Raw genomic sequence first — 23,290 nt, 5'->3', positions numbered from 1 at the left:
GGATTACGGGTGGGTGTACGGGCCGGAGCTCAGAGGTGCGCGTAGACGTCGTCGAGGGAGATCCCGCGCGCCACCATCATCACCTGGACGTGGTAGAGCAGCTGGGAGATCTCCTCGGCGGCGGCTTCCTTGCCCTCGTACTCGGCGGCCATCCAGACCTCGGCGGCCTCCTCGACGACCTTCTTGCCGATGGCATGGACGCCCTTGTGGACGAGCTCGGCGGTACGGGAGGTGCTGGGGTCGCCGTTGGCGGCCTTGAGCTGGAGCTCGGTGAAGAGGTCTTCGAAGCTCTTGGAGGGTTTGTTCGCCATGATGTCCTTAGGGTACGGGCTCACCCGGGTGTCCCCGTGCCGGGGTTCACTCCTTGGACTAGCGCCAGGGTTCGCTGACGGTCCGCAGGGTCATGGCGGTGGAGACGGCGGCGGTGACCGCTTCGTGCCCCTTGTCCTCGTTCGACCCCTCGAGCCCGGCGCGGTCCAGCGCCTGCTCGTCGTTGTCGCAGGTCAGTACGCCGAAGCCGACGGGGACTCCGGTGTCGATCGACACCTGCACCAGGCCCTGGGTGACGCCCTGGCAGACGTAGTCGAAGTGCGGGGTGCCGCCGCGGATGACCACGCCGAGGGCGACGATGGCATCGTAACCGCGACCGGCCAGTACCTTCGCCACGACCGGCAGCTCGAAGCTGCCGGGGACGCGGAGCAGGGTGGGCTCGTCGATGCCCAGCTCGTGCAGGGCCCGCAGGGCGCCGTCGACCAGTCCGTCCATGACCTTCTCGTGCCACTGGGCCGCGATCACGGCGACTCGGAGGTCTCCGCAGTTCTTCACGCTCAGTTCGGGTGCGCCCTTGCCGCTCACAGCTCTGCTCCTCGGTGGTTCGTGGATGTACGTACGGGTGGTGGTGCGTGCTTACTGGTTGCCGCAGGCGGACGTGGTCACGGCCCCGTCCAGCCAGGGCAGATCGTGGCCCATCCGGTCCCGCTTGGTGCGCAGGTACCGCAGATTGTGCTCGCCGGCCTCGACCGGCATGGCCTCCCGGCTGGTGACCTCGATGCCGTGCCGGACGAGGGCGGCGGACTTGTCGGGGTTGTTGGTGAGCAGCCGGACGGTGTGCGCGCCGAGGTCGGCGAGGATCTGCGCGCCGGCGGCGTAGTCGCGGGCGTCGGCGGGCAGGCCCAGCTCCAGGTTGGCGTCGAGGGTGTCGCGTCCGCGCTCCTGGAGCTCGTACGCGCGCAGCTTGGACAGCAGCCCGATGCCGCGGCCCTCGTGGCCGCGCAGGTAGACGACGACCCCGCGGCCCTCGGCCTTGATCCGCTCCATGGAGGCGTGCAGCTGGGGGCCGCAGTCGCAGCGCTGGGAGGCGAAGATGTCGCCGGTCAGGCATTCGGAGTGCATGCGGACCAGGAGGTCGCTGCCGTCGCCGATGTCGCCGTGGACGAGGGCGACGTGCTCGACGCCGTCGACGGTGGAGCGGTAGCCGTAGGCCGTGAACTCGCCGAAGGCGGTGGGCAGGCTGACCTCGGCCTCGCGGCGCACGGTGGGCTCGGCGGAGCGGCGGTAGGCGATCAGGTCCTCGATGGAGATGATCGTCAGGCCGTGCTTGCGGGCGAAGGGGATCAGCTCGGGCAGGCGCAGCATGACGCCGTCCTCGCCGGCGATCTCCACGATGGCACCGGCCGGGCGCAGGCCCGCGAGGCGGGCCAGGTCGACGGCGGCCTCGGTGTGGCCGTTGCGGACCAGGACGCCGCCGGGCTTGGCGCGCAGCGGGAAGATGTGGCCTGGGCGGACGAAGTCGCCGGGACCGCTGACCCCGTCGGCGAGGAGCCGCAGGGTGGTGGCGCGGTCGGCGGCGGAGATGCCGGTGGACACGCCGTGGGCGGCGCTCGCGTCGACGGAGACGGTGAAGGCGGTCTTCATCGACTCGGTGTTGTTCTGGACCATCTGGGGGAGTTCGAGCCGGTCCAGCTCGGGGCCCTCCATGGGGGCGCAGATCAGGCCGCGGCACTCGCTCATCATGAAGGCGATGATCTCCGGGGTGGCCTTCTCGGCGGCGATGACGAGGTCGCCCTCGTTCTCGCGGTCCTCGTCGTCGACGACGACGACCGGCCGGCCCGCCGCGATGTCGCGGATCGCCTGCTCGACGGGGTCGAGGAGGAAGGTCTCTTCGGGGATCTCGGGCACGGGCTTGAGGGTGGTCATGCCGTTGCTCCTTCCAGGGCCGTGGCGGGGGTGGTGGTGCGCGAGCGCTGGTACCAGTCGTAGGCGCCCCAGACGACGAGGGCGAAGTACACGACGTAGACGAGGCCGGAGAAGGCCAGGCCGCCGTTGAAGGCGAGGGGGACGCCGACCAGGTCGACGAGGAGCCAGGCGATCCAGAACTCGACGAGGCCGCGGGCCTGGGCGACCATCGCGACGATGGTGCCGACGAAGATGTACGCGTCGGCCCACGGGCTCCAGGACAGGTCCGGGTAGAGCGTGAACAGGCCGCCGACGGCGAGGGTGCCGAGCGCCGCTCCGGCGAGGAGCAGTGCGCGCTCCTTCCAGGTGGCGGTGCGCACGGCGATGGAGCCGTCCTGGGCCTGCTGGCGGCCGAGCTGCCAGGCGCGCCAGCCCCAGGCGGCCACGCCGATGACCAGGAGCTGCTTGCCGACGCCGCCGGTGAGGTGGGCGGAGGCGTAGGCGGCGATGAGGATCAGGCCGGAGAGGAGCTGGGCGGGCCAGGTCCATATGGAGCGGCGCCAGCCGAGGGCGAGCGCGGCCAGGCCCATCAGGTTGCCGATCATGTCGGACCAGATGACCTTCTGGCCGAAGACGGTGAAGGCCTCGGCGTTGAGCCAGGTCAGGGCGGTCACTGGCCGTCTCCCGCCGGATTCGCGTGCAGCGGGTCCACGCCGGCGGCCAGGAGGCGTTCGACGTACTTCGCGAGGACGTCGACCTCCAGGTTGACCGGGTCGCCGGCCTGCTTGGTGCCGAGCGTGGTCAGGGCGAGGGTGGTGGGGATGAGGCTGATGGTGAACCAGTCGGCGGCGGCCTCGACCACGGTGAGGCTGACGCCGTCGACGGTGATGGAGCCCTTCTCGACGACGTAGCGGGCGAGGTTGCGAGGGAGGGCGACCTTGACGATCTCCCAGTGCTCGGAGGGGGTCCGGGAGAGGATCTCGCCGGTGCCGTCCACGTGCCCCTGGACCAGGTGGCCGCCGAGCCGTCCGCCGAGGGCCATCGGGCGCTCCAGGTTGACCCGGGAGCCCTTGGTCAGCGCGCCGAGGCTGGAGCGGTTCAGGGTCTCCTGCATGACGTCGGCGGTGAACTCGCCGTCGGCGGTCTCCACGACGGTCAGGCAGACGCCGTTGACGGCGATGGAGTCGCCGTGCTTGGCGCCCTCGGTGACGAGGGGGCCGCGCAGTCGGAAGCGGGAGGCCTCCTCGAGCTGTTCGACGGCGGTGACCTCGCCCAGTTCTTCGACGATTCCGGTGAACACTCAGTGCTCCTTCGGGGCGGTGGTGGGGATGGCGGTGATGCGCAGATCGGGGCCCACGCGGACGGCCTCGGTGATGTCGAGGCGGACGGCCTGGGTGATGTTCGTGATGCCCGCGTCGCCGAAGGCGGCGGGGCCGGCGCCGAGCAGGGCCGGGGCGAGGTAGCCGACGACCCGGTCGACGGCTCCGCCCTCGGCGAAGGCGCCCGCCAGGGTGGGGCCGCCCTCGAGGAGGAGGGAGCGCACGCCTCGGGCGTACAGCTCGGTCAGGAGCCGGTGGATCGGGATCCGGCCGTCGTGCAGGGGCAGCCGCAGCAGGTCGACGCCGGGCAGGTGGCGGGTGTCGGCGTCCTCGGCGACGACCAGGAGCGTGGGTGCGGAGTCGTCGAGGATGCGGGCGGACGGCAGGAGTCCGGCGTGGGTGTCGAGGGCCACGCGCAGGGGCTGGGTGGCTCCGTCGATGCCGCGCACGGCCAGGTGCGGGTCGTCGGCGCGCAGGGTGCCGCCGCCCACCAGGACGGCGTCGGCCTCGGCGCGCAGCCGGTGGACGTCCGCGCGGGACTCGGCGGAGCTGATCCAGCGGCTGGTGCCGTCGGCAGCGGCGCTGCGGCCGTCGAGGGTGGCGGCGTACTTCCAGGTCACGTGGGGGCGGCCGAGCCGTACGGAGGTCAGCCAGGCGGTGTTGCCGGCCTCGGCCTCGGCTTCCAGGAACCCGGCCACGGCGACGACCCCGGCGGCGCGCAGGGTGGCCGCGCCGCCGCTGGCCTGCGGGTTCGGGTCGGAGACGGCGTAGACCACGCGGGCGATGCCGGCCTCGACGAGGGCGCGGGCGCAGGGTCCCGTACGGCCGGTGTGATTGCAGGGTTCGAGGGTGACGTAGGCGGTGCCGCCGCGGGCCGCGTCGCCCGCGGTGCGCAGGGCGTTGACCTCGGCGTGCGGGCCGCCGGCCCGCTCGTGCCAGCCCTCGCCCACGACGGTGCCGGAGGCGTCGGTGATGACGCAGCCGACGACGGGGTTGGGGCTGGTGGAGCCGAGTCCGCGGGCGGCGAGCTCGACGGCTCGGCGCATGGCACGGGTATCCGCGTCGGATGCGGGTGCTGCGTGCGCGGCGTGTGTCGCCACCGGGTCCTCCTGCCTCATCGGGCACGGACTCCGGGGCCTGTCGGGATACGACAGATGAAGCGGTCCAGCTCACAGGGGGACGCCGAGGCCGAAATACGGTCCGCTCGGGCATGTCCGCAGGGATATGCCGATGAACCGCCGACGGCGGCGTACCCGTGACTGGCCCGCCGCGCACTGCCTCCCATCCGGACTTTAACCGTCGGTCCAGGAATCTCACCTGGTCAACCGGCCGCTGGCTGCGGACGGGTCGCGGACTATAACCGCCGGTTCGGAATTACACCGACCCCGGAGTGCGCTGCTACTGGTACTCCAGCCAGTCTGCCACGGGTGATCCGCCGCCATGCAGGCGATGCGGTGTGGTCTGGCTCACAGAGGGTGACCCGGGGGTGACCGCGGCCCGGGCCGCGGCCGGGACCTGGCCAAGTGGACCCAGGGTTGGTCCAGACCTATTGACGGGGTGGTCTAGTCCTCTTAACGTTCCCTTCATCTTCTCGGGAACAGCCCGTCAGATGTGCGCACGTCACGGGCCAACACGCTTCCGCACCAGTCCTGTTGCTTCATGTTGTGTCCACTTGTGTCCCGCATCCTCCCCTCCCCAGGAGGCACCATGCCGTCCCCCACACGTACGAGAGCGATGCTCCTGGCATCCGGCGCCGCGATCGCCGGACTGCTGGTGGGCGGGCTCTCGGCAGGCGTCTCGCACGCCGCCGACAACGAGAGCTGTCGCCCCGACGGGCTGTACAAGACGGCGGGTGTCGACGTCCCGTACTGCTCGGTCTACGACTCCGAGGGCCGCGAGAAGATGGGCGCCGACCACCAGCGCCGCGTCATCGGGTACTTCACCGGCTGGCGCACCGGCAAGGACGGCACCCCCGCCTACCTCGCCCACAACATCCCGTGGTCCAAGGTCACCCACCTGAACTACGCCTTCGCCCACGTGGGCGCCGACAACAAGATCTCGGTCGGCTCGGACAACGTGAACAACGCCGCCACCGGGATGACGTGGCCCGGCGTCGCGGGCGCCGAGATGGACCCGGCCCTCCCCTACAAGGGCCACTTCAACCAGCTGACCAAGTTCAAGAAGCAGTACCCCAACGTCAAGACGCTGATCTCGGTCGGCGGCTGGGCGGAGACCGGCGGCTACTTCGGCGACGACGGCAACCGCGTCGCCTCCGGCGGCTTCTACTCGATGGCCACGAACGCCGACGGCTCGGTGAACCAGGCCGGCATCGACACCTTCGCCGACTCCTCGGTCGAGTTCGTCCGCAAGTACGGGTTCAACGGCGTCGACATCGACTACGAGTACCCGACCACGATGAAGGACGCGGGCAACCCGCTCGACTGGCAGCTGTCCAACGCCCGCCGCGCCGGTCTGGTCCAGGGCTACGCGGCCCTGATGAAGTCCCTGCGCGAGAAGCTCGACCGCGCGGGCGCCGCCGACGGCAAGCACTACCTGCTGTCCGTCGCCGCCCCCTCCTCCGGCTACCTGCTGCGCGGCATGGAGACCTTCCAGGTGCAGAAGTACCTGGACTACGTCAACATCATGTCCTACGACCTGCACGGCGCCTGGAACGAGTACGTCGGCCCCAACGCCTCGCTCTTCGACGACGGCAAGGACGGCGAACTCGCCGCCGCCGGCGTGTACTCCACCTCCCAGTACGGCGGCATCGGCTACCTCAACACCGACTGGGCGTACCACTACTTCCGCGGCTCGATGCCGGGCGGTCGCATCAACATCGGCCTGCCCTACTACACCCGCGGCTTCAAGAACGTGCAGGGCGGCACCGACGGCCTGTGGGGCAAGGCCCCGGCGACCACCTGCCCGGCCGGCGCGGGCCTGACCAAGTGCGGTGACGGCGCGGTCGGCATCGACAACCTGTGGCACGACAAGGACACCAACGGGGCCGAGTCCCCGGCGGGATCCAACCCGATGTGGCACGCCAAGAACCTGGAGAAGGGGGTCGTCGGCGACTACGTCACCAAGTACGGCTTCCCGGCCAACACCACGCTGACCGGCACCTACGTCCGCAAGTACGACTCCGCCCTGGTGGCGCCGTGGCTGTGGAACGCGCAGAAGAAGGTCTTCCTCTCGACGGAGGACGAGCAGTCGGTGGCCGCCAAGGCCGACTACGTGGTGAACAAGGGCATCGGCGGCACGATGGTCTGGGAGCTCGCGGGCGACTACGCGTACAACGCGGCCAAGGGCCAGTACGAGATGGGTGACACGCTCACCGACGCGATGTACCAGAAGTTCAAGTCGGCCCCGCCGTACGGCGCGAAGAAGGCCGGCTCGACCCTCCCGACCCAGGCGGTGGACATCAAGACGGAGTTCACCGAGTTCAAGCTCGGCGACTCCAACTACCCGCTGACCCCGAAGCTGAAGATCACCAACAACACCAATGCCACCCTTCCCGGCGGCACCGAGTTCCAGTTCGACTACGGCACCTCCGCCCCGAACAACGCCTCCGACCAGTCCGGCTTCGGCACGGCCGTGATCAGCAGCGGCCACACCGGCACCAACGTCGGCGGCCTGAAGGGCGACTTCCAGCGGGTCTCCCTGAAGCTCCCGGCCTGGCAGACACTGGCCCCGGGCGCCTCGGTCGACCTGGCGTTCAACTACTACCTGCCGGTGTCCACGCCCTCCAACTGGACGGTGAACATCTCCGGCACCACCTACGCCCTCGCCGGGGACCTGGCCCGCGGTACGACCCTGGTCCAGCCCGGCGGCGCCACCCAGCCCCCGACCACGCCGCCGACCACACCGCCCACGACCCCGCCGACCACGCCCCCGCCCACCGGCGGGACCTGCACCGGCCCGGCGTACGTGGCGGGCACGGTCTACAACAGCGGCAACGTCGTCTCGCACAAGGGCCACCTCTGGAAGGCCCAGTGGTGGACGCAGAACGAGGAGCCCGGCACCACCGGTGAATGGGGTGTCTGGAAGGACCAGGGCGCCTGCTGACCCCGATCCGCGCGTGCGCGCTCCCACCATGAGTGAGTGAGGACCCGGTGGCCCGGCGGCCACCGGGTCCTCGCCGTGCCTACGCTGTCCCGGTGAGCACCCATGTCACCGCGACCGACGCGGTCTTCGAGGAACACCGGCCCCGGATGTTCGGCATCGCCTACCGCATGCTCGGCTCCGCCGCGGAAGCCGAGGACACCGTGCAGGACGCGTACCTGCGCTGGGCGTCGGCGGACCGCGGGGACGTCGGGCACCCGGGGGCCTGGCTCGCCAAGGTCGTCACGAACCTGTGCCTCAACCACCTCACCTCGGCGCGGGTCCGGCGCGAGGAGTACGTCGGCCCCTGGCTGCCGGAGCCGGTCCTCACCGGGGACGGGACGCTCGGTCCGCTGGAGTCGGCGGAGCAGCGGGACAGCGTGTCCATGGCCCTGCTGGTGCTGTTGGAGCAGCTCACGCCGGTGGAGCGGGCGGTGTACGTGCTGCGCGAGGCCTTCGCGTACGGCCACCGGGAGATCGCCGGGCTCCTCGACCTCTCCGAGGCCAACTGCCGCCAGCTGTACCGGCGGGCGGCCCAGCGCGTGGAGGCCCCGCGGCCGCGCTTCCGGCCCGACCCCGCGCAGTGGCAGGGCCTGGTGGACACCTTCATGTCGGCGGCGCGCAGCGGGGACGTGTCCCGGCTGGAGAGCATGCTGACCGCGGACGTGCGGTACGTGTCGGACGGCGGCGGCGTGGTCAACGCGGCGCGGCGGCCGATCCTGGGCCGCGACAAGGTGGCCCGCTTCGCGATCGGCGCGCTGGGCAAGTACGTGACGGGCCTGCCGGTCACCTTCACGGAGGTCAACGGGGCGCCCGCGCTGCTGTTCGGGGAGGCGGCGGTCCTGCTGATCGAGTTCGAGGACGGCCTGGTCAGCGGGATGCAGGCGGTCGTGAACCCGGAGAAGCTGGAATTCCTGCGGCGCCAGCTGTCACATTCCTGAGGGCTGTCCGGTCCTCGCTGGCGAAGGCTTTTCTCCAGGGAAGGACGGACGGACCATGAGCACCATCCTCGTCACCGGCGGCACGGGAACCCTCGGATCGCAGGTCGTCACCCGGCTGCGGGACGCGGGCCACGAGGTCCGCGTCCTGAGCCGGCACTCCGCGGACCACCCCGTCGACCTGCGCAACGGCGCCGGGCTGGACGCGGCGATGGCGGGGGCGGAGGTGGTCGTGCACTGCGCGAGCAGCCCGCGCGGCGGGGACGACACGGCGGCGGGCCACCTCATCGAGGCGGCCCGGCGGGCGGGGGTCGGGCACCTCGTCTACATCTCGATCGTGGGCGTGGACCAGGTCCCGTACTCGTACTACCAGGTCAAGCACAAGGTCGAGCGGATGGTGGAGGAGTCGGGACTGGGCTGGACGGTGCTGCGCACCACCCAGTTCCACGACCTCGTCCACGGCTATTTCCGGGCGATGACCAAGCTGCCGGTCCTGCTGGTGCCCGCGGGGACGCGGGACCAGCCGATCTCGGTAGACGAGGTCGCGGAGCGGCTGGCAGCCCTCGCGGCCGCCCCGCCGGCGGGGCGGGTGCCGGACATGGGCGGCCCGCAGTCCCGCGACATGACGGACCTGGCCCGGGCCTACCTCCGGGGCACGGGCCGCCGCCGCCCGGTCCTCCCGGTCCGCCTCCCGGGCAAGGCCGCCGCGGCCTTCCGCCGCGGCGCGCACCTGACCCCGGCGCACGCCGTCGGCACGGCCACGTTCGAGGAGTTCCTGTCGGCTCGTGGGGCCTTCCCGACGCCCTGACCAGGTTCCCTACGGGCCGAACAGGGCGTCCTGCGCAGCCTCGCGGGCGGCCAGGCGGGCGCCGATGAGGACCGCCCGGTCGCCGAGCACGGTGGCGCGGACGGCGGTCGGGACCGGGGACAGGGTGGCGAGTCGGGCGGCGACGCGGGCGGCCAGTGCGTCGCCCCCGGCACGGCCGAGTTCACCGCCGAGTACCACGCAGCCAGGGTCGAGCACCGCCGCCACCGCCGCGGCGCCCAGCGCGAGCCGCTCGGCCAGGGCCTCCATGAACGCGTCTCCGGCGGCGCCGGCGACCGCCTCCTCCGCCGGGCCGCGGAAGCCGTGTTCCGCCGCGAGCGCCGCGACCGCCTCCCGGCCCGCCAGGGCGTGGAAGCCGCCCCCGCACTCGGCGGCCGAGGGCAGGCTGTCGGTGCCCGGGACCGGGAGGAAGCCGATCTCGCCCGCCCCGCCGGAGGCGCCCCGGCGCAGCCGGCCGTCCAGGACCACCGCCGCGCCCACGCCCGCGCCGAGCCACAGGAGTACGAAGGAGTCCAGGTCGCGGGCGACGCCCAGGCGCTGTTCGGCGAGGGCGGCCAGGTTGGTCTCGTTCTCGACCACGACCACGGCGGGCAGGGTCCGTTGCAGGGCGCTCACCAGGTCGCGGTGCCAGGCCGGCAGGCCGATGGTGTCGCGGAGTTCGCCGGTGGCCGGGGCGACCAGGCCGGGGGCTCCGATGACGACGGTGTGCAGGGCGGACGCGCCGGCCTCGTGCGCGGTGCGCAACAGGGCCGCCACCGCGTCCTCGGGTGCGCCGACGGGCAGGGCGGCCTCGGCCAGGGGCCGGCCGAGGAGGTCGGTGACGACGGCGGTGACCCGGTCGGTGCGGACGTCCAGGGCGGCCAGGTGGGCGCGGTGGGCGACGATCCCGTAGAGCTTGGCGTTGGGGCCGCGCCGCTGTTCGCCGGACTCCCCGACGACCTCGATCAGCCCCGCTCCGGCGAGCCGTTCGACGAGGTCGGCGACCGAGGGACGGGAGAGACCTGTTCGGGACTTGAGCTGGGTGGCCGTCAGCGGCCCGGACTCCTGGAGGAGCCGCAGGGCGAGGCGGTCGTTGAGGGCCCGGGCCGTGCTGGGCGAGGCGGGGGACGGTACCGGGGCGGGGGCGGAAGTCACGGCGCCCATCCTAGGGAGTCGGAGCCGTTATCTATCAGGCAGGGTCCCTGATAGTTTATTTGTCATGACCGGGGACAACGACCTCAGCCCGGCGCGCCTGCGCCATGCCCGTTTCGCCATCGCGGCCGTCTTCTGCGCCCACGGCGCCGTCACCGGCTCCTTCGCCACCCGAATCCCCTGGATCCAGGACCACGCCCAGCTCAGCGCGGGCACCCTGGGCCTCGCCCTCGCCTTCCCCGCCCTCGGTGCGGCGCTCGCGATGCCGCTGGCCGGGCGGATCAACCACCGGTTCGGCGCGCGCACCGCGCTGCGGGGGCTGCTGGCGATGTGGACCCTCTCCCTGATCCTGCCGAGCCTCGCCCCGAACCTGCCCGCCCTCTGCCTGGCGCTGCTCGTCTACGGAGCCACCGCGGGCATGTCGGACGTGGCGATGAACGCGCTGGGCGTGGAGACCGAGAACCGGCTGGGCCACTCGATCATGTCCTCGCTGCACGGCATGTGGAGCGTGGGCGCACTGCTCGGCTCGGCCGCCGGCACGGTCGCCGCGCACACCGGGGCCGACGCCCGGCTGCACCACCTGGTCGCCGCGCTCGTCCTCACCGCGGCCGGGCTGCTCGCCGTACGGGGCGTACTGGACCTGCGGAGCGACGCGGAGGCGCAGGCACCGCCGCACTTCACGCTGCCCCCGAAGTCCGCGCTGTTCATCGGGGCCATCGGGTTCTGCGCGGTCTTCGCCGAGGGCGCGAGCCTGGACTGGTCGGCGGTGTACCTGCGGGACGTGCTGCACACGGACGCCGGGCTGGCGGCCGCCTCCACCACCGCCTTCGCGCTCACGATGGCCGTGGCCCGGCTGGCCGGGGACCGGGTGGTGGACCGGTTCGGGCCGGTGCGCACCGTCCGGGCGGGCGGCGTACTGGCCACCGCGGGCGGGCTGCTCGTGGTGCTGGCGCGGGACCCGGTGGCGGCCCTGGCCGGCTTCGGGATGATCGGGCTCGGCATCGCGGTGGTGGTCCCGCTGGCCTTCGCGGCGGCGGGGCGCAGCGGGCCGGCCCCGGCGCAGGCCATCGCGGGTGTCGCGACGATCACGTACACCTCGGGCCTGATCGCGCCGTCGGCGATCGGCGCGGTGGCCGACGCGAGTTCGCTGGTGGTGTCCTTCGGACTGGTCACGCTGCTGGCCTTCGCGCTGGTCGTGGGCGCCGCGGTACTGCGCCAGCGGCCGCCGGTGGGGCAGTCTGGGGACGGGACCGGCGAGAAGGCCGGTCCGGCCGATCGGGACGAACCCATCGATATCCGGCCGTAATATGTCGACTGGCCGCAGCGGCACTTCCCGTGCGCTGCGGCCTCGACGTGTCAGCGGCGGGCGCCGGGAGCGTCCGGAGATGAGGAGTGGAACATGGGCCTCGGCGTGGGCTGGACCCTGCACGGAGACGGGCGGACACCCGCCCCCGGCGCGGTGGTACGGCCGGAGGAGCGGCTGTCGTGGCCGCGGACCGCCGGGCTGGGCGCCCAGCACGTCGTGGCGATGTTCGGCGCGAGTTTCGTCGCGCCGGTCCTGATGGGCCTGGACCCGAACCTGGCCATCATGATGTCCGGCGTCGCGACGGTGATCTTCCTCCTCGCGACGCGCGGCCGCGTCCCCTCCTACCTGGGCTGCTCGCTGTCCTTCGTCGGCGTCGCGGCCGCGATCCGGGCCTCGGGCGGGGACAGCGCGGTCGTCACCGGGTCGGTCTTCGTCGTCGGTGTGGCGCTCTTCCTGGCCGGGCTGGCCGTCCAGCGCTTCGGGGCCCGCGTCATCCACGCGGCGATGCCGCCCATCGTGACGGGTGCGGTGGTGATGCTGATCGGCTTCAACCTGGCGCCGGTGACGGCGTCCACGTACTGGCCGCAGGACCAGTGGACGGCGTTGCTGACCATGCTGTTCACCGGGTTCGCCGTGGTCTGTCTGCGCGGTTTCTGGTCGCGCATCGCGATCTTCCTGGGGCTGGTCTTCGGGTACACGATCTCCTGGCTCTTCGACCTGCTCTTCGGGAAGATCCACTCGACGGTGGGCGGGGAGGCGGCCGTGGACCACTGGCGCCTGGACCTGTCCGCGGTCGCGAAGGCCGACTGGATCGGCCTGCCGTCCTTCCACGGGCCGTCCTTCGAGTGGTCGGCGATCCTGATCGCCCTGCCCGTGGTGATCGCGCTGATCGCCGAGAACGCGGGGCACATCAAGGCCGTCGGCGAGATGACCGGCGACCCCCTCGACGACAAGCTGGGCACGGCCATCGCGGCGGACGGCGCCGCGTCGATGCTGTCCACCGCGGTCGGCGGGCCGCCCAACACCACGTACTCCGAGAACATCGGCGTCATGGCGGCGACCCGGGTGTACTCCACGGCGGCGTACTGGGCGGCGGCCGGATTCGCGCTGCTCTTCGGCCTGTGCCCCAAGTTCGGCGCCATCGTCGCCGCGATCCCGGGCGGGGTGCTCGGCGGCATCACCGTGATCCTGTACGGGATGATCGGCCTGCTGGGCGCCCAGATCTGGATCAACGGCGGGGTGGACCTGCGCAATCCGCTGAACCTGGTGCCGGCCGCGGCGGGCATCATCATCGGCATCGGCGGCGTGAAGCTCCAGATCACCGACACCTTCGAGCTGGGCGGCATCGCGCTGGGCACGATCGTGGTGATGGCGGGCTATCACGCGCTGCGCTGCTTCGCCCCCGCGCACCTCAAGCCTCAGGAACCCCTGCTCGACGAGGGCACTTCCGCCTACGACACCGGCGGGGAGCCGGAGGACAAGCCCCGTTGACGGGGTTTCGCCCGAATCGGGGATGCGTACGGCCAAGTTCCCCGGTTCCGCGGCGGCGCCTGCGACTCTGCCTCCCATGGAAGCGGTGCTGGCGCGGATGCGCGCCCTGGACGAGCGGCTGCCGCCGCAGGACGGTGTCGCCGTCTTCAACCGGGTCTACCTGACCGTGACGGAGACCCTGCACCGGCGGATCGAGCACGGCGGGTTCCCGGCGCCGCGCCGGGCGCAGACCCTCAGCGTGCGGTTCGCGGAGCGGTACCTGACGGCGGTGGAGGCGGACCGGGCCCCGGCCTGCTGGCGCCCCCTCCTCCAGTACCGGCGCCACCCCGGGATCCGCCCGCTCCAGCACGCGCTGGCCGGGATCAACGCGCACATCGGCCACGACCTGGCGGTGGCGGTGGTGTCCGCCTGCCGCTCCCTGGACTGCGAACCGGCCGCCCTCGAAGCCGACTTCGACCGGGTCGGCGACACCCTGGTCACCCTGGAGGAACGCATCCGGGAGGACCTGATGCCGGGCCCGGACCTCTTGGAGATCGCCGACCCGCTGACCCACCTGGTCGGCTCGTGGAGCCTGGAGCGCGCCCGCGCGGGCGCCTGGGCGGCGGCCCGCCTCCTGTGGACCCTGCGCCGCTCCCCCGAACTGGCCGAGGAGTTCACGAAGTCCCTGGACGCAGGCGTCGGCCTGGTCGGCCGCTGCCTGCTGACCCCGACGGCCCCGAAGCCGGCCGCGGTCCACCGCAGCTGACGACCCCGGCGCGGCTCACCGCGTGTCCTCGAACCGGCGCACCTCGGCCTCGGCCTCGTCCACGGCGGTGTCCACGATGGCCCGGATCCGGCGCAAGGACTCGTGGAGGCTCGGCCGCCGACCCCCTGCCACGGCGCGTTCGGGCGACTCGTTCGACCGGGCTGCGAGGCCGAGGACCTTGAGCCGGACCAGTTGGGCACTGATCCTGTCCACCTCCGCCGTGGAGCTGCCGGCGTCCAGCAGTGCGAGCTGTTCCCGCAGGGCCTCTTCCCCCGTCCGGGCCGGGGCCTGAGCGGGCGCCCCGTGAACCGAGGACAGCAGATCGGCGACGCGCGCTCCGAGGGAAGCCGGCGGATGCTCCGCATCGCTCGCGTCCTCGACGGGCGGGACGCCCGGTGCGGTGAATCCGATGTGGAGCTCCCACTCCAGCGCCTTCGCCAGACGGCGCAGCAGGGGAAGCGTCGGCACCGTGCCGCCGCCTTCGAGACGGGATACCTGCGGCTGCTTCATCCCGGCGCGCTCGGCCAGCTGGGTCTGGCTCAGGCCCAGTTCGACGCGCCGGTCGTAGACCTTCTGCGCCAGCTCGTCGGCGAGGCGGGCATCCTCGTACATGCCGTCGAACTCGCCGCTCACCCCCTGAGGGGCGCTGCGGGCGGCCTTCCAACGGGCGTGCGTCATGACCGGTCTCCTCCCTTGATCGTGCGGCTGTGGACCTCGTGCTCCCGGGCCGGCGCATGCTGCTCCTCGCAGGTCCACTGTGCCTTCCTGGCCCGTGCGACCTCCGCCTCTTCGTTCATCCGGGTCTTCCGGAAGACGGTCAGCAGCACCGCACGGCCGTCAGGAGCGAACCAGTACGGGATGCGGATGTCGTCGTCGCCGAGGTGGAAGCGCAGCTCGTGGAGGCCGCCCCCGAGGGGCTTGCTCCGCGGCATCGGCATGCGCGGTCCCTCTTCGGCCAGGCGGTCCGCGTACCGCTCGACCTGGGTGTGCTCACGGTCGGTGAGACCCTCCAGCCACTGCCGTACCTCCGGTTCCACCTCGATGACCCATAATCCGCCTTCGACCATAACGTTCAGTGTATATATCTTCGATGTTATGGGCCATGTCCGGCGTGGCCACGGTGGTCACCAGAGGTCTTCGGGCCCGGAGCCGGCGCCCTGGTCAGGGTGCGCCTCCATGTACCTGTCCGACCAGCTCGCCAGACGTCGGCTGATCCAGTCCAGTTGCGCGCGGGCCTTGTCGATCTCCGCGGGCTCCCAGCCCTCGGACCCGATGACGGTGCCGCCGGCCCCTTCGGCAGCGGGTACGGCCTCGATGCCCTCGACGGCCGGGCGGAGGCTGTGCACGATCGCCGCCAGCGCCGCCCAGCGGGCCCGCGCCGCGGGGATGCCCGAGGCCGCCGCGACCAACACCTCGCCGTTGTAGGTGTGGCGGACCAGCGCGTCGGTCAGCTCGCGCCGCGTACCGGCGGCGGTGCGTACCGGTGCGCCACCCTCGTCGACCTCCAGCAGCGGTTTCCCCGCCCGGCCCGCCCGTACGACCTCGTAGGCCTGGTTCACTCCTTGCTGCCGGGAGAGCATCGCCCTCAGCACTCCGACCGTGCTGCGGCTGTCCTCGGAGCGAGCCGCGCCGGAGCCTTCCGTCTGCAGGGCCATGGGCTCGGCCGTCACCATGTAGTACGCGGCCTTCACGGCGAGTTCGGTCTGGGCGGGCCCCATCTTCAAGTCGCCCGCGCCGAGTCCTTCCGCCGCCTCCTTCAATGCCGCGTCCCGCAGGTCCTCCAACGAACGGCCGCCGAGCGAACCCTCCAGCGGCGCCTCGGCGGGGAGGTCGACGGTTTCGGGGAGCCGGTAGGCCCGCTGGAGTACGGCGCGACGGGGCCGGACGTACGGCTGGTGGTCGTTCTTCTCCGTGCGGACCGGCCGGAGGACCAGTTCCACGGCGATGTCGACGCGGTCCTCGCGCTTGGGTCGTTGCTGCGCCGTCAACGAGCGGATTCCCTCGTTGACCCGGCGCGCGGTGCCGCTCCCGCCGCCGAGCAGACCCCGGACGATCTCCATGGCGCGCACGTCGCGGTGCGGACTGAAACCCTCCTCGGCCGCTTCCGCCTCCGTGGCCACGCCGGCGAACCAGCGCTTCTCCTGCAGGGTGATCCGGGCCCGCCGGCTCCCCACGGACTCGGCCAGCGAGTCGAGGACGGCGTCTCCCTTGGCCTCGTCCTCCGTGGCCGACCCGTAGGGTTTCGGCGGCCGGATGTGCGTCAGGCCGATGAAGTTGCGTACGGCGGTGTGGAAGCGCACTCCGGCCCGGGCGTCGGGGACGAAGCCCACCACCACCCGGGCGGGGACGGTGAGCACGCGCAACTTGCCCTGTTCCGAGGGGCTGAGCGAGTCCCAGCCCTGCTTCGGGGCCAGCCGCAGCCACCGGTTGACCTCCCGCCGGAAGATCGTGGCATCGCGTCCCCACGCGTAGGCGACCTCGGCGGGGGCGAGGCCCAGCAGCTCGTGGACGGCGCTGATCCGGCTCGATCCGTCGGCGGCGATGAGCAGAGAGGTGGGTCGCAGCACCGCTCCGGTGTCGTGACGGACCGTCATGGGGACGACGGTCAGGGGCTGGAGGACACCCTCGACCGAGATGTCGTCCGCCAGCGGGTTCTCCCTCACGAGCCGCTCTTTGGCTTCGTTCAGGCGCTGGGCCAGGTCACTCGCGTCTGCCACCCGCAGCCACAGTTCCGGGCCGCCCCCGGGGGCCGACTCCGGCTCCGGCAGCATGCGCGGCGCGCCCGCCGCGCCACTGCCCAGGGCGTAGCTCCGGCGACCGTACTCACGGGGATTGGCGGGATGCGGCACCACCGAGGCGGACCACAGACGGGTTTCCACGATGTGGAGCGTGCCGCCCTGCACCCGTAGCTTGTTCACGTCCGCCAGCTTGCGGCGCATGTCCTCGGGCTGGACGGCGGCCCGGGCGAGGGCCTCGACCGCCTCCTCGCTCAACCGCCGTCCGCCCAGAGCCGCGGCGAGGTTGTGGACGGCGGCGAGCCGGGGCAGGGCGTAGGCCTCGGGCTGCCATCCCGTGCTGTCGTCACCGCGGTCCAAGACGGCCTCATCGGTCATTGGTCGCCCCGGCGATCTTGTCCGCCAGGACCAGCGCACGGGCCATGCGGTCCTGGTCGGCGGCGTTGTCCTCGCGCTCAACGGCCAGTTGCGCCACGCATGCCCCGAGGGCCGCACGGACCTGGTACCAGCTCTCCGCGGTGAGCGACACGACGAAGAGGCGATCCCCGTGGAGGTTCACCACGTCACAGTGCCGCTCGTGCTCCGCGATCTCCGTCCAACGGGCGGTCAGCCGCCCCAGGGTGACCCCGGTGTGCTGGTCCGAGCCGGTGTCCGGCGGTGCGGCGGCTCGGCAGTCGGCGGCGGCTCGGTCGAGAACTCCGACGATGAGGGTGACCTCGTGCTGGTCGAGAGCGATCGAGGTGGTGAGGGTGTCGTCCTTGGGCACGTGAAGGCGCTCCGGCGTCTGCGTTCCGGCTGCGGGGCGCGGGGTGCGCCGGGCAGAGCGAGAGCGCGGACATGCTGCCGCAGACCTCCACCCGTGTCGGTGCGCGGACGGGTGTCCGTGACCTCTGGTGCAGTCCGGACCGCGCGTCGTCCGGCCCGGCGGCGCCGGGAACGTCCCGAGCCGGGGGAGCACGGCCAGGGGGACTGCTGCTGGATTCCGCCGGGGTGTGCCTGGCCGAAGAGAAGCGGTCCCCCACGATGCGGAGATCTCGAACAAGTCGCTGGAACGGAGCGTAGTGCGGCCGTCGCGCGGCGTGCAACCGGTTCCGCCGATCATGACGGGCGGCGGCGCCCGGGCATGAGAACGGGCCGCCGCCCGCGTGCTGACGTTCGCGGGGCGGCGGCCCGTGATCGGGGGCCGGGAGGGTCAGTCCTCCGGGAGTTCGACCGGGGCGATCTCGTCGTAGACGTCGCCCGGGCCCGGGTTGGTGGCGTCCGTGGAGCCGCCGAGGTGGTGCATGACGCCCCAGACGGCGTTGAGGGCGGTCTGGACCGCGCCCTCGGCCCAGCCGGCCGTCCAGGAGATGTCGTCGCCCGCGAGGAAGATGCCGCGCTTGTCCTCGGGGAGGTGCTCCTGCATGAAGTGCGTGAACAGGCGGCGCTGGTAGCGGTAGTGGCCCGGGAGGTTGGCCTTGAACGCGCCCATGAAGTAGGGCTCGTCCTCCCAGGACACGGTGACCGGGTTGCCGATGATGTGCCGGCGGATGTCGACCTTGGGGTAGATCTCGCCGAGGGACTTCAGCATGACCTCCATCCGCTCGTTCGCGGACAGCGGCAGCCACTTGAGGCTGTCGTCGCACCAGGTGTACGAGAGGCAGATGACGGCGGGCTTGTCCGGGCCGTTGTCCAGCAGGTAGGTGCCGCGGGTCATGCGGTCGGTGAGGGTCATCGACATGACGTCGCGACCCGTCTCCTCGTCCTTGTCGAGCCAGAAGGGGCGGTCGACGGGGACGAACAGCTTGGACGACTCCATGTAGTGGGTGCGCTCGATCGCCGTCCAGTGGTCGATCGGGAAGAGCGTGTCGTCGCACTCGATCTTCGACAGCAGCATCCAGGACTGGGCCGTGAAGATCGCGGCGCGGTACGTGCGGATGTCGCCGGAGGAGTCGGTGACCGTGATGCGGTTGCCGGCCGTGCGGTGCAGGCGGGTGACCGCCGGGCGCGGGGTGCCGTCGTGCAGGGTGGACAGCGAGGTGCCCTGGGCCCAGTGGACGATCTTCTCCGGCTCGCGCTCCCACAGGCGCAGCGGCAGCTGCTGCGAGCCGCCCACGATGCCGCGGTGGTGGTCGTCGGCCTCGGTGTAGACGACGCGCAGGATCTCCAGGATGGAGTTCGGGAAGTCGGTGTCCCAGCCGCCCGTGCCGAAGCCGACCTGGCCGAAGATCTCGCGCTTGCGGAAGGACTTGAAGGCCTCCGACTTGCAGAGGAAGCCGTAGAAGGTCTCGTCGTCGAGCTTCTCGACGAGCTTGGCCCAGATCTCGCGGATGCGCGGGACGTCCCGCTCGCGCATCGCGGTGTTCATGTCGGAGAAGTCGGCGCCCTCGTCGAGGCAGGCGTTCCACGCGGCGGCGACGTCGCGGTAGATCTGCGGGAGGTCCGCGATCGTCTCGGCGTAGTGCGTTTCGCCCTTGAGGTCGACGACCGTCGAGGGGGTGGCCTCGGCGAGCGGGTTCGGGAAGGGCTCCGTGACCAGGCCGACGAGGTCGATGTAGTGCTGCAGGGCCGTGGAGGAGGGCGGGAAGCGCATGGCGCCCATCTCGGCGGTGAGGCCCTCGGTCTCGGCGCCCTCGAAGCCGACGGTGCGCAGCCGGCCGCCGATCTGGTCGGCCTCGTAGACGACGGGCTTGAGGCCCATCTTCATCAGCTCGTACGCGGAGATGATGCCGGACAGCCCGCCGCCGATGACGGCGACCTCGGTGCCGAGCTCGGTCGCCGGTATCTGACCGAGACCCGCCGGGTGGGCGAGGAAGTCGTCGTACGCGTACGGGAAGTCCGGGCCGAACATGGTGATCGGCGGCTGTCCGTCGCTGTGCGGGACGGCGGTGGTGGGCACCGTGGACGTCATGGGGGTACGTCTCCTTGCGGCAGGGCTGGGGGAAGAGGTCTTAGACGAGGGAGGCGTAGAGCCCGGGGCGGCGGTCCCGCAGGTAGGGGTTGGTCTCGCGGGATGCCGCCAGCAGCTCGGGGTCGGCCTCGCCGAACACCAGCTCCTCGCCGCGTCCGGCCCGGGTCCGGGTGACCCCGTCGGGGCTCGCCAGGCAGCTGAGTCCGACGAACTCGAACTCGCCTTCCGGGCCGGTGCGGTTGACGTACGCGATGTACATCTGGTTCTCGAAGGCCCGTACGGGGACGAGCTGTTCGGCGACGAACTGGAACGGGTGCATCTGCGCGGTCGGCACCAGGAGGAGGTCGGTGCCGGCGAGCGCGTGCGCCCGGACGTTCTCGGGGAACTCCACGTCGTAGCAGATCATGATGCCGATGCGGAGGCCGCCGAGGTCCGCCTGGACGACGGGGGTGTCGCCGGGGGTGAAGGCGTCCTGTTCGAAGCAGCCGAAGAGGTGGGTCTTGCGGTAGTTCGCGAGCCGCACCCCGTCGGGGCCGATGAGCTGTGCCGCGTTGAAGACGGCGTCGTCCCCCCGCTCCGGGTAGCCGTACAGGACGGCGATGCCGTGGCGGCGGGCGATCTCGCCGATGGCGACGGCGGACGGGCCGTCGGCCGGTTCGGCGAGCCCGGGGATGTCCTGGAGGTCCAGCGCGTAGCCGGTCAGGAACATCTCCGAGGTGACGAGGAGCCCGGCCCCGCCCTGCGCGGCGTTCGCCGCCGCCTCGTCGAGCGCCTTGAGGTTCTGGGCGGTGTCGCCGAGAACTCCGGAGCTCTGGAGGAGGGCGGTGCGCAGCGCAGGCATGGGCTACCTCTGTGACAGGAGGGGTGGGGTCATACGAAGGTACGTTCGCGCGCTCCACCCGGACAAGCCGTGACCGTTGCGCTGCGCGCATCGATTCGTTGCGTGTTCCACGGCGGGTGCGGCGATTCGTTGCGCGGGACCCCCAGAGGCTCCCGGGGAACCCCTGCGGACCCGCGCGGACCCCCTCCGCGGGCCCCTTCTACGCGGCCTTGCGGAAGGCCGGGTGGCCGGCCAGGAAGTGCAGGTCGTCCAGGATGTCGGGGGTGTGGTCGGAGACGACGCGGCCGCTCCAGGTGTCGACGAGGGCCGGGACGGTCACGGTGCCGTCGAAGTGGTGGCCGGCGGCCTCGTAGGCGAGCCGCAGCGCCGTGTACCCGGCCGATTCGATGTCGGAGCCGGTGCCGGAGCGGATGTCGGAGCCGATGTCGATGGCCGTGCCCGCGCCCGTGCCCGTGCCCGTGCCCGTGCCGAGGACCGTGGTGGCGACGGAGTCCTCGAGGCCCAGTACGGCGAGGGCGGCCGCCACCTGACGGGAGCGCGGACAGTCGGGGCGGAGGTAGAGGCGGTAGCGGTGCGGGACGGGAGAGAACCCGGCCCCGATGCGGCCGCGCGGGGCGGGGGCCGGACCGGTGCGGGGCAGGACGGTGTGGGACATGGCTCTCCTGGGGCTGCGCGGGCGATGACCCGGGCGCGCGGCGGCCGGGTCTCAGAGGTGGCCCGGGCAGGGCCGTGCCTCGGGTGAGGGCGGCGCTGCGCAGGCCGGCGCTCCGGGCGTCGTGGCGCACGCCCGGTCCGGGTCACTCGTCTGCGAGAGGGGTCAGCCGCGCGGGCCGAATGCGCTGCACACGCGCAGCAGGTCGATGTGCAGGCGCCGGGTCAGCCACCAGCGCCGCAGGGTCGTGGCTCCCGGTTCCGCCGTCCAGGCCGTGTCCACCGTTGCTCCACCCCCGTCCTGTCCTCGGCCCGTCCAGGCCTGCCCTCGGGCCGTCCCGGCCCCGGCGGCCCGCATCCAGGCGGCCCGCGTCGCGGTGGCTAGGCTTCCCGCGGCGGGCCCGGTCCGTCGTGGCCGTCCCCCGCAGTCTCGTGGCGGCGCCCGGGGCCGTCAAGAAGGCGGCCGCGGGACGATCGCCGCCGCCCCACGGAAGGAGTCCCGCACCCATGTCCCCCGAGACCGGCACCCTGTCCGACAGCGCTGTACTCGACAACCCGGTCTGGGCCGCGCTGACCGGAACCCACCGCGCGTTCGCCGAGGTGGGGCCCGCGGGTCTGGCCGCCCGGTACAACCTGGACACGTCCCCTTTCGCGGCGCTGGCCGACCCGGCGGATCCCGGGGCGTGGGCGGACCTGGCCGCGCTGATGGGGCCGGGTCAGGTGGTCTGGGTGACCGGGTTGCCGACCCCGCCGGCGGACTGGGAGACGCTGGTGTCGGTGCCGGGCGTGCAGCTGGACGGCCGGGCGGTACGGGCCGGGGCCGCGCCGGAGGCGGTCCCGCTGGGGCGCGCCGACGTACCGGAGATGCTGGAGCTGGTCGGGCTGACGCAGCCGGGCCCGTTCCTGGACCGGACGGTCGAGCTGGGCACGTACCTCGGGATCCGCCACGAGGGCCGGCTCGTCGCGATGGCCGGGGAGCGGATGAGGCCGGCGGGCTGGTCGGAGATCAGCGCGGTGTGCACCCACCCGGACCACCGGGGCCGGGGCCTGGCCGGCCGGCTGACCCGGGCGGTCGCGGCGGCGGTCCGCGAGCGCGGGGACAGCCCGTTCCTGCACGCGGCGGCGGCGAACACCGGCGCCGTACGGCTCTACGAGTCGATGGGCTTCACGGTGCGCCGCCGCCCGCTCTTCCTGGGGCTGCGCACACCGGCCGACGGGGCCTGATCCGGCGGCCGTCGGCGCCGGCGGGGTTTCAGCGGGCGGCAGGCGGTCACACGCGGGACAACCCACGGAAAGGAACTGCCATGACCGACGTCTCACGCCTGCCCGGCTCCGCGCACCACTTCTGGCAGTGGCAATCCCGGGCGGCCTGCCGGGACCTGGGGTCCGGCCGGTTCTTCCACCCGGCCGGTGAGCGGGGCGAGGACCGCGAGGAGCGGGACGCCGCCGCGAAGCGGGTCTGCGCGGCCTGCCCGGTCCGGACGGCCTGCCTCGACCACGCCCTGCGCACCCGCGAGCCGTTCGGCGTCTGGGGCGGCCTGACGGAGGAGGAGCGCCACGCGCTCCTGGGCCCGGCGGGGATGACCTTGGCGGCGCAGGCCTAGGCCGTCTCTCTCGGATCTTGCTCCCCCAGCTACCGCTGGGAGGTACCCGCAGTTAAGCCCGCGTCGCGCGGGCCCGCCCGCCCCTTACGCCGGTGCTCCGGAGGTGAAGCGGCGGAGCAGCGGGGAGAGGACGAGCACCGACTTGGTGCGCTCCACGAAGGGCTCGCCCGCGATGCGTTCCAGGACCCGTTCGAAGTGCCGCATGTCGGAGGCGAAGACCTGGACGAGGGCGTCCGCGTCGCCGGTGACGGTCGACGCGGACACCACCTCGGGGTATCTCTCCAGTCCTCGCCGGATGTCGTCTGGCGAGGTGTTGTGGCGACAGTAGATCTCGATGAAGCCCTCGGTCTCCCAGCCCATGGCGGCGGGGTCCACGCGGACGGTGAAGCCGGTGATGGCGCCTTCGGCGCGCAGCCGGTCCACGCGCCGCTTCACGGCGGGGGCGGAGAGCCCCACCTCGGAGCCGATGTCCGCGTAGGAGCGGCGGGCGTCCTCGGCGAGGGCGTGCACGATGCGTTCGTCGAGATCGTTCAGTCGCAC

The 23,290-nt window shown here is 72.3% G+C and carries 22 protein-coding genes, 1 pseudogene and 1 riboswitch; of the genes and pseudogenes, 8 read left to right on the top strand and 15 right to left on the bottom strand.

What is annotated here, in order from left to right; genetic code table 11:
• Window positions 1–29 precede the first annotated feature (29 nt).
• Genes AB0D29_RS26720 through ribD form a run of 6 tightly spaced genes read right to left on the bottom strand, consistent with a single transcriptional unit; the run spans window position 30 to window position 4,540 of the window.
• Entirely contained in the window at window positions 30–311 is a 282-nt protein-coding gene (locus AB0D29_RS26720) for a phosphoribosyl-ATP diphosphatase (RefSeq protein ID WP_030706574.1), read from the bottom strand.
• Between the two features lie 58 nt (window positions 312–369).
• Window positions 370–855 (bottom strand): 6,7-dimethyl-8-ribityllumazine synthase, encoded by a 486-nt coding sequence (ribH, locus tag AB0D29_RS26715; RefSeq protein ID WP_007262951.1) that lies wholly within the window; start codon window positions 853–855, stop codon window positions 370–372.
• 51 nt (window positions 856–906) lie between these two features.
• The gene (locus tag AB0D29_RS26710) at window positions 907–2,196 is read right to left on the bottom strand and encodes a bifunctional 3,4-dihydroxy-2-butanone-4-phosphate synthase/GTP cyclohydrolase II (RefSeq protein ID WP_362857666.1); all 1,290 of its coding nucleotides are present in this window, start codon (window positions 2,194–2,196) and stop codon (window positions 907–909) included.
• On the bottom strand, window positions 2,193–2,849 hold the full coding sequence (locus AB0D29_RS26705; protein ID WP_362857664.1) for a nicotinamide mononucleotide transporter family protein: 657 nt from the start codon (window positions 2,847–2,849) through the stop codon (window positions 2,193–2,195). The genes AB0D29_RS26710 and AB0D29_RS26705 overlap by 4 nt, the downstream gene beginning before the upstream one ends.
• A complete protein-coding gene (locus tag AB0D29_RS26700; RefSeq protein ID WP_362857662.1) occupies window positions 2,846–3,475 on the bottom strand; it encodes a riboflavin synthase in 630 nt (209 codons plus the stop codon). Before AB0D29_RS26700 ends, AB0D29_RS26705 begins: the two co-directional genes overlap by 4 nt.
• The gene (gene ribD, locus AB0D29_RS26695; protein WP_362857660.1) at window positions 3,476–4,540 is read right to left on the bottom strand and encodes a bifunctional diaminohydroxyphosphoribosylaminopyrimidine deaminase/5-amino-6-(5-phosphoribosylamino)uracil reductase RibD; all 1,065 of its coding nucleotides are present in this window, start codon (window positions 4,538–4,540) and stop codon (window positions 3,476–3,478) included.
• A gap of 221 nt (window positions 4,541–4,761) precedes the next feature.
• Window positions 4,762–4,892, bottom strand: a riboswitch (FMN riboswitch).
• Between the two features lie 309 nt (window positions 4,893–5,201).
• Here ribD and AB0D29_RS26690 point away from each other — a divergent pair.
• The 3 genes from AB0D29_RS26690 (at window position 5,202) to AB0D29_RS26680 (ending at window position 9,338) form a co-directional block, all read left to right on the top strand.
• On the top strand, window positions 5,202–7,556 hold the full coding sequence (locus AB0D29_RS26690; protein WP_362857658.1) for a chitinase C-terminal domain-containing protein: 2,355 nt from the start codon (window positions 5,202–5,204) through the stop codon (window positions 7,554–7,556).
• 92 nt (window positions 7,557–7,648) lie between these two features.
• Window positions 7,649–8,533, top strand: a complete 885-nt coding sequence (locus tag AB0D29_RS26685; protein ID WP_362857656.1) for an RNA polymerase sigma-70 factor — start codon at window positions 7,649–7,651, stop codon at window positions 8,531–8,533.
• 55 nt (window positions 8,534–8,588) lie between these two features.
• Entirely contained in the window at window positions 8,589–9,338 is a 750-nt protein-coding gene (locus AB0D29_RS26680) for an NAD(P)H-binding protein (RefSeq protein ID WP_362857654.1), read from the top strand.
• A 9-nt stretch (window positions 9,339–9,347) separates the two neighbouring features.
• On the opposite strand, the gene AB0D29_RS26675 is transcribed toward AB0D29_RS26680, so the two are convergent.
• Entirely contained in the window at window positions 9,348–10,499 is a 1,152-nt protein-coding gene (locus AB0D29_RS26675) for an ROK family transcriptional regulator (protein WP_362857652.1), read from the bottom strand.
• 55 nt (window positions 10,500–10,554) lie between these two features.
• Between AB0D29_RS26675 and AB0D29_RS26670 the strand changes: the two genes are divergently transcribed.
• The 3 genes from AB0D29_RS26670 (at window position 10,555) to AB0D29_RS26660 (ending at window position 14,029) form a co-directional block, all read left to right on the top strand.
• Window positions 10,555–11,793 carry an MFS transporter gene (locus tag AB0D29_RS26670; RefSeq protein WP_362857650.1) on the top strand — a complete coding sequence of 413 codons (1,239 nt, stop codon included), beginning with the start codon at window positions 10,555–10,557 and terminating at the stop codon, window positions 11,791–11,793.
• A gap of 93 nt (window positions 11,794–11,886) precedes the next feature.
• A complete protein-coding gene (locus AB0D29_RS26665; RefSeq protein WP_362857648.1) occupies window positions 11,887–13,284 on the top strand; it encodes a solute carrier family 23 protein in 1,398 nt (465 codons plus the stop codon).
• Between the two features lie 76 nt (window positions 13,285–13,360).
• Window positions 13,361–14,029, top strand: coding sequence for a DUF5995 family protein (locus AB0D29_RS26660; protein WP_362857646.1), 669 nt, complete (start codon window positions 13,361–13,363; stop codon window positions 14,027–14,029).
• 408 nt (window positions 14,030–14,437) lie between these two features.
• On the opposite strand, the pseudogene AB0D29_RS26655 reads toward AB0D29_RS26660, so the two are convergent.
• The 7 genes and pseudogenes from AB0D29_RS26655 to AB0D29_RS26625 all read right to left on the bottom strand — a co-directional run.
• A pseudogene (locus AB0D29_RS26655) lies at window positions 14,438–14,707 on the bottom strand (helix-turn-helix transcriptional regulator); the annotation flags it as partial.
• Window positions 14,704–15,096, bottom strand: coding sequence for a type II toxin-antitoxin system RelE/ParE family toxin (locus tag AB0D29_RS26650; RefSeq protein ID WP_362857644.1), 393 nt, complete (start codon window positions 15,094–15,096; stop codon window positions 14,704–14,706). The gene AB0D29_RS26650 and the pseudogene AB0D29_RS26655, both read right to left, overlap by 4 nt.
• Before the next feature lie 57 nt (window positions 15,097–15,153).
• Entirely contained in the window at window positions 15,154–17,142 is a 1,989-nt protein-coding gene (locus AB0D29_RS26645; protein ID WP_362857642.1) for a hypothetical protein, read from the bottom strand.
• Window positions 17,132–17,530, bottom strand: a complete 399-nt coding sequence (locus tag AB0D29_RS26640) for a hypothetical protein (protein WP_362857640.1) — start codon at window positions 17,528–17,530, stop codon at window positions 17,132–17,134. Before AB0D29_RS26640 ends, AB0D29_RS26645 begins: the two co-directional genes overlap by 11 nt.
• Before the next feature lie 426 nt (window positions 17,531–17,956).
• Complete coding sequence (locus tag AB0D29_RS26635) at window positions 17,957–19,654, bottom strand: NAD(P)/FAD-dependent oxidoreductase (protein WP_362857638.1); 1,698 nt, start codon at window positions 19,652–19,654, stop codon at window positions 17,957–17,959.
• A 40-nt stretch (window positions 19,655–19,694) separates the two neighbouring features.
• Window positions 19,695–20,495: a carbon-nitrogen hydrolase family protein gene (locus AB0D29_RS26630; RefSeq protein WP_362857637.1), complete on the bottom strand. Its 801-nt coding sequence runs from the start codon at window positions 20,493–20,495 to the stop codon at window positions 19,695–19,697.
• A gap of 199 nt (window positions 20,496–20,694) precedes the next feature.
• A complete protein-coding gene (locus tag AB0D29_RS26625) occupies window positions 20,695–21,150 on the bottom strand; it encodes a hypothetical protein (RefSeq protein WP_362857635.1) in 456 nt (151 codons plus the stop codon).
• A gap of 503 nt (window positions 21,151–21,653) precedes the next feature.
• Between AB0D29_RS26625 and AB0D29_RS26620 the strand changes: the two genes are divergently transcribed.
• Window positions 21,654–22,370 (top strand): GNAT family N-acetyltransferase, encoded by a 717-nt coding sequence (locus AB0D29_RS26620; RefSeq protein ID WP_362857633.1) that lies wholly within the window; start codon window positions 21,654–21,656, stop codon window positions 22,368–22,370.
• A gap of 80 nt (window positions 22,371–22,450) precedes the next feature.
• The gene (locus tag AB0D29_RS26615; RefSeq protein WP_362857631.1) at window positions 22,451–22,750 is read left to right on the top strand and encodes a WhiB family transcriptional regulator; all 300 of its coding nucleotides are present in this window, start codon (window positions 22,451–22,453) and stop codon (window positions 22,748–22,750) included.
• 84 nt (window positions 22,751–22,834) lie between these two features.
• Here AB0D29_RS26615 and AB0D29_RS26610 read toward each other — a convergent pair whose 3' ends face one another.
• Complete coding sequence (locus AB0D29_RS26610; RefSeq protein ID WP_007262967.1) at window positions 22,835–23,290, bottom strand: Lrp/AsnC family transcriptional regulator; 456 nt, start codon at window positions 23,288–23,290, stop codon at window positions 22,835–22,837.

The sequence above is a fragment of the Streptomyces sp. NPDC048424 genome (genome assembly GCF_040651555.1).
GTDB lineage: Bacteria > Actinomycetota > Actinomycetes > Streptomycetales > Streptomycetaceae > Streptomyces.
The sequence above is the reverse complement of the archived record's forward strand: the minus strand, read 5'-3'. Positions and strand labels throughout refer to the sequence as shown.

Excerpts from the sequence above, each read along its gene's own strand:
- AB0D29_RS26720 (WP_030706574.1), bottom strand. The coding sequence starts at position 311 with ATGGCGAACAAACCCTCCAAGAGCTTCGAAGACCTCTTCACCGAGCTC.
- AB0D29_RS26630 (WP_362857637.1), bottom strand. The coding sequence starts at position 20,495 with ATGCCTGCGCTGCGCACCGCCCTCCTCCAGAGCTCCGGAGTTCTCGGC.
- AB0D29_RS26690 (WP_362857658.1), top strand. The coding sequence starts at position 5,202 with ATGCCGTCCCCCACACGTACGAGAGCGATGCTCCTGGCATCCGGCGCC.
- AB0D29_RS26635 (WP_362857638.1), bottom strand. The coding sequence starts at position 19,654 with ATGACGTCCACGGTGCCCACCACCGCCGTCCCGCACAGCGACGGACAG.
- AB0D29_RS26665 (WP_362857648.1), top strand. The coding sequence starts at position 11,887 with ATGGGCCTCGGCGTGGGCTGGACCCTGCACGGAGACGGGCGGACACCC.
- AB0D29_RS26670 (WP_362857650.1), top strand. The coding sequence starts at position 10,555 with ATGACCGGGGACAACGACCTCAGCCCGGCGCGCCTGCGCCATGCCCGT.
- AB0D29_RS26645 (WP_362857642.1), bottom strand. The coding sequence starts at position 17,142 with ATGACCGATGAGGCCGTCTTGGACCGCGGTGACGACAGCACGGGATGG.
- AB0D29_RS26620 (WP_362857633.1), top strand. The coding sequence starts at position 21,654 with ATGTCCCCCGAGACCGGCACCCTGTCCGACAGCGCTGTACTCGACAAC.
- ribD (WP_362857660.1), bottom strand. The coding sequence starts at position 4,540 with ATGCGCCGAGCCGTCGAGCTCGCCGCCCGCGGACTCGGCTCCACCAGC.
- AB0D29_RS26710 (WP_362857666.1), bottom strand. The coding sequence starts at position 2,196 with ATGACCACCCTCAAGCCCGTGCCCGAGATCCCCGAAGAGACCTTCCTC.
- AB0D29_RS26675 (WP_362857652.1), bottom strand. The coding sequence starts at position 10,499 with ATGGGCGCCGTGACTTCCGCCCCCGCCCCGGTACCGTCCCCCGCCTCG.
- AB0D29_RS26615 (WP_362857631.1), top strand. The coding sequence starts at position 22,451 with ATGACCGACGTCTCACGCCTGCCCGGCTCCGCGCACCACTTCTGGCAG.
- AB0D29_RS26680 (WP_362857654.1), top strand. The coding sequence starts at position 8,589 with ATGAGCACCATCCTCGTCACCGGCGGCACGGGAACCCTCGGATCGCAG.
- AB0D29_RS26625 (WP_362857635.1), bottom strand. The coding sequence starts at position 21,150 with ATGTCCCACACCGTCCTGCCCCGCACCGGTCCGGCCCCCGCCCCGCGC.
- AB0D29_RS26660 (WP_362857646.1), top strand. The coding sequence starts at position 13,361 with ATGGAAGCGGTGCTGGCGCGGATGCGCGCCCTGGACGAGCGGCTGCCG.
- AB0D29_RS26650 (WP_362857644.1), bottom strand. The coding sequence starts at position 15,096 with ATGGTCGAAGGCGGATTATGGGTCATCGAGGTGGAACCGGAGGTACGG.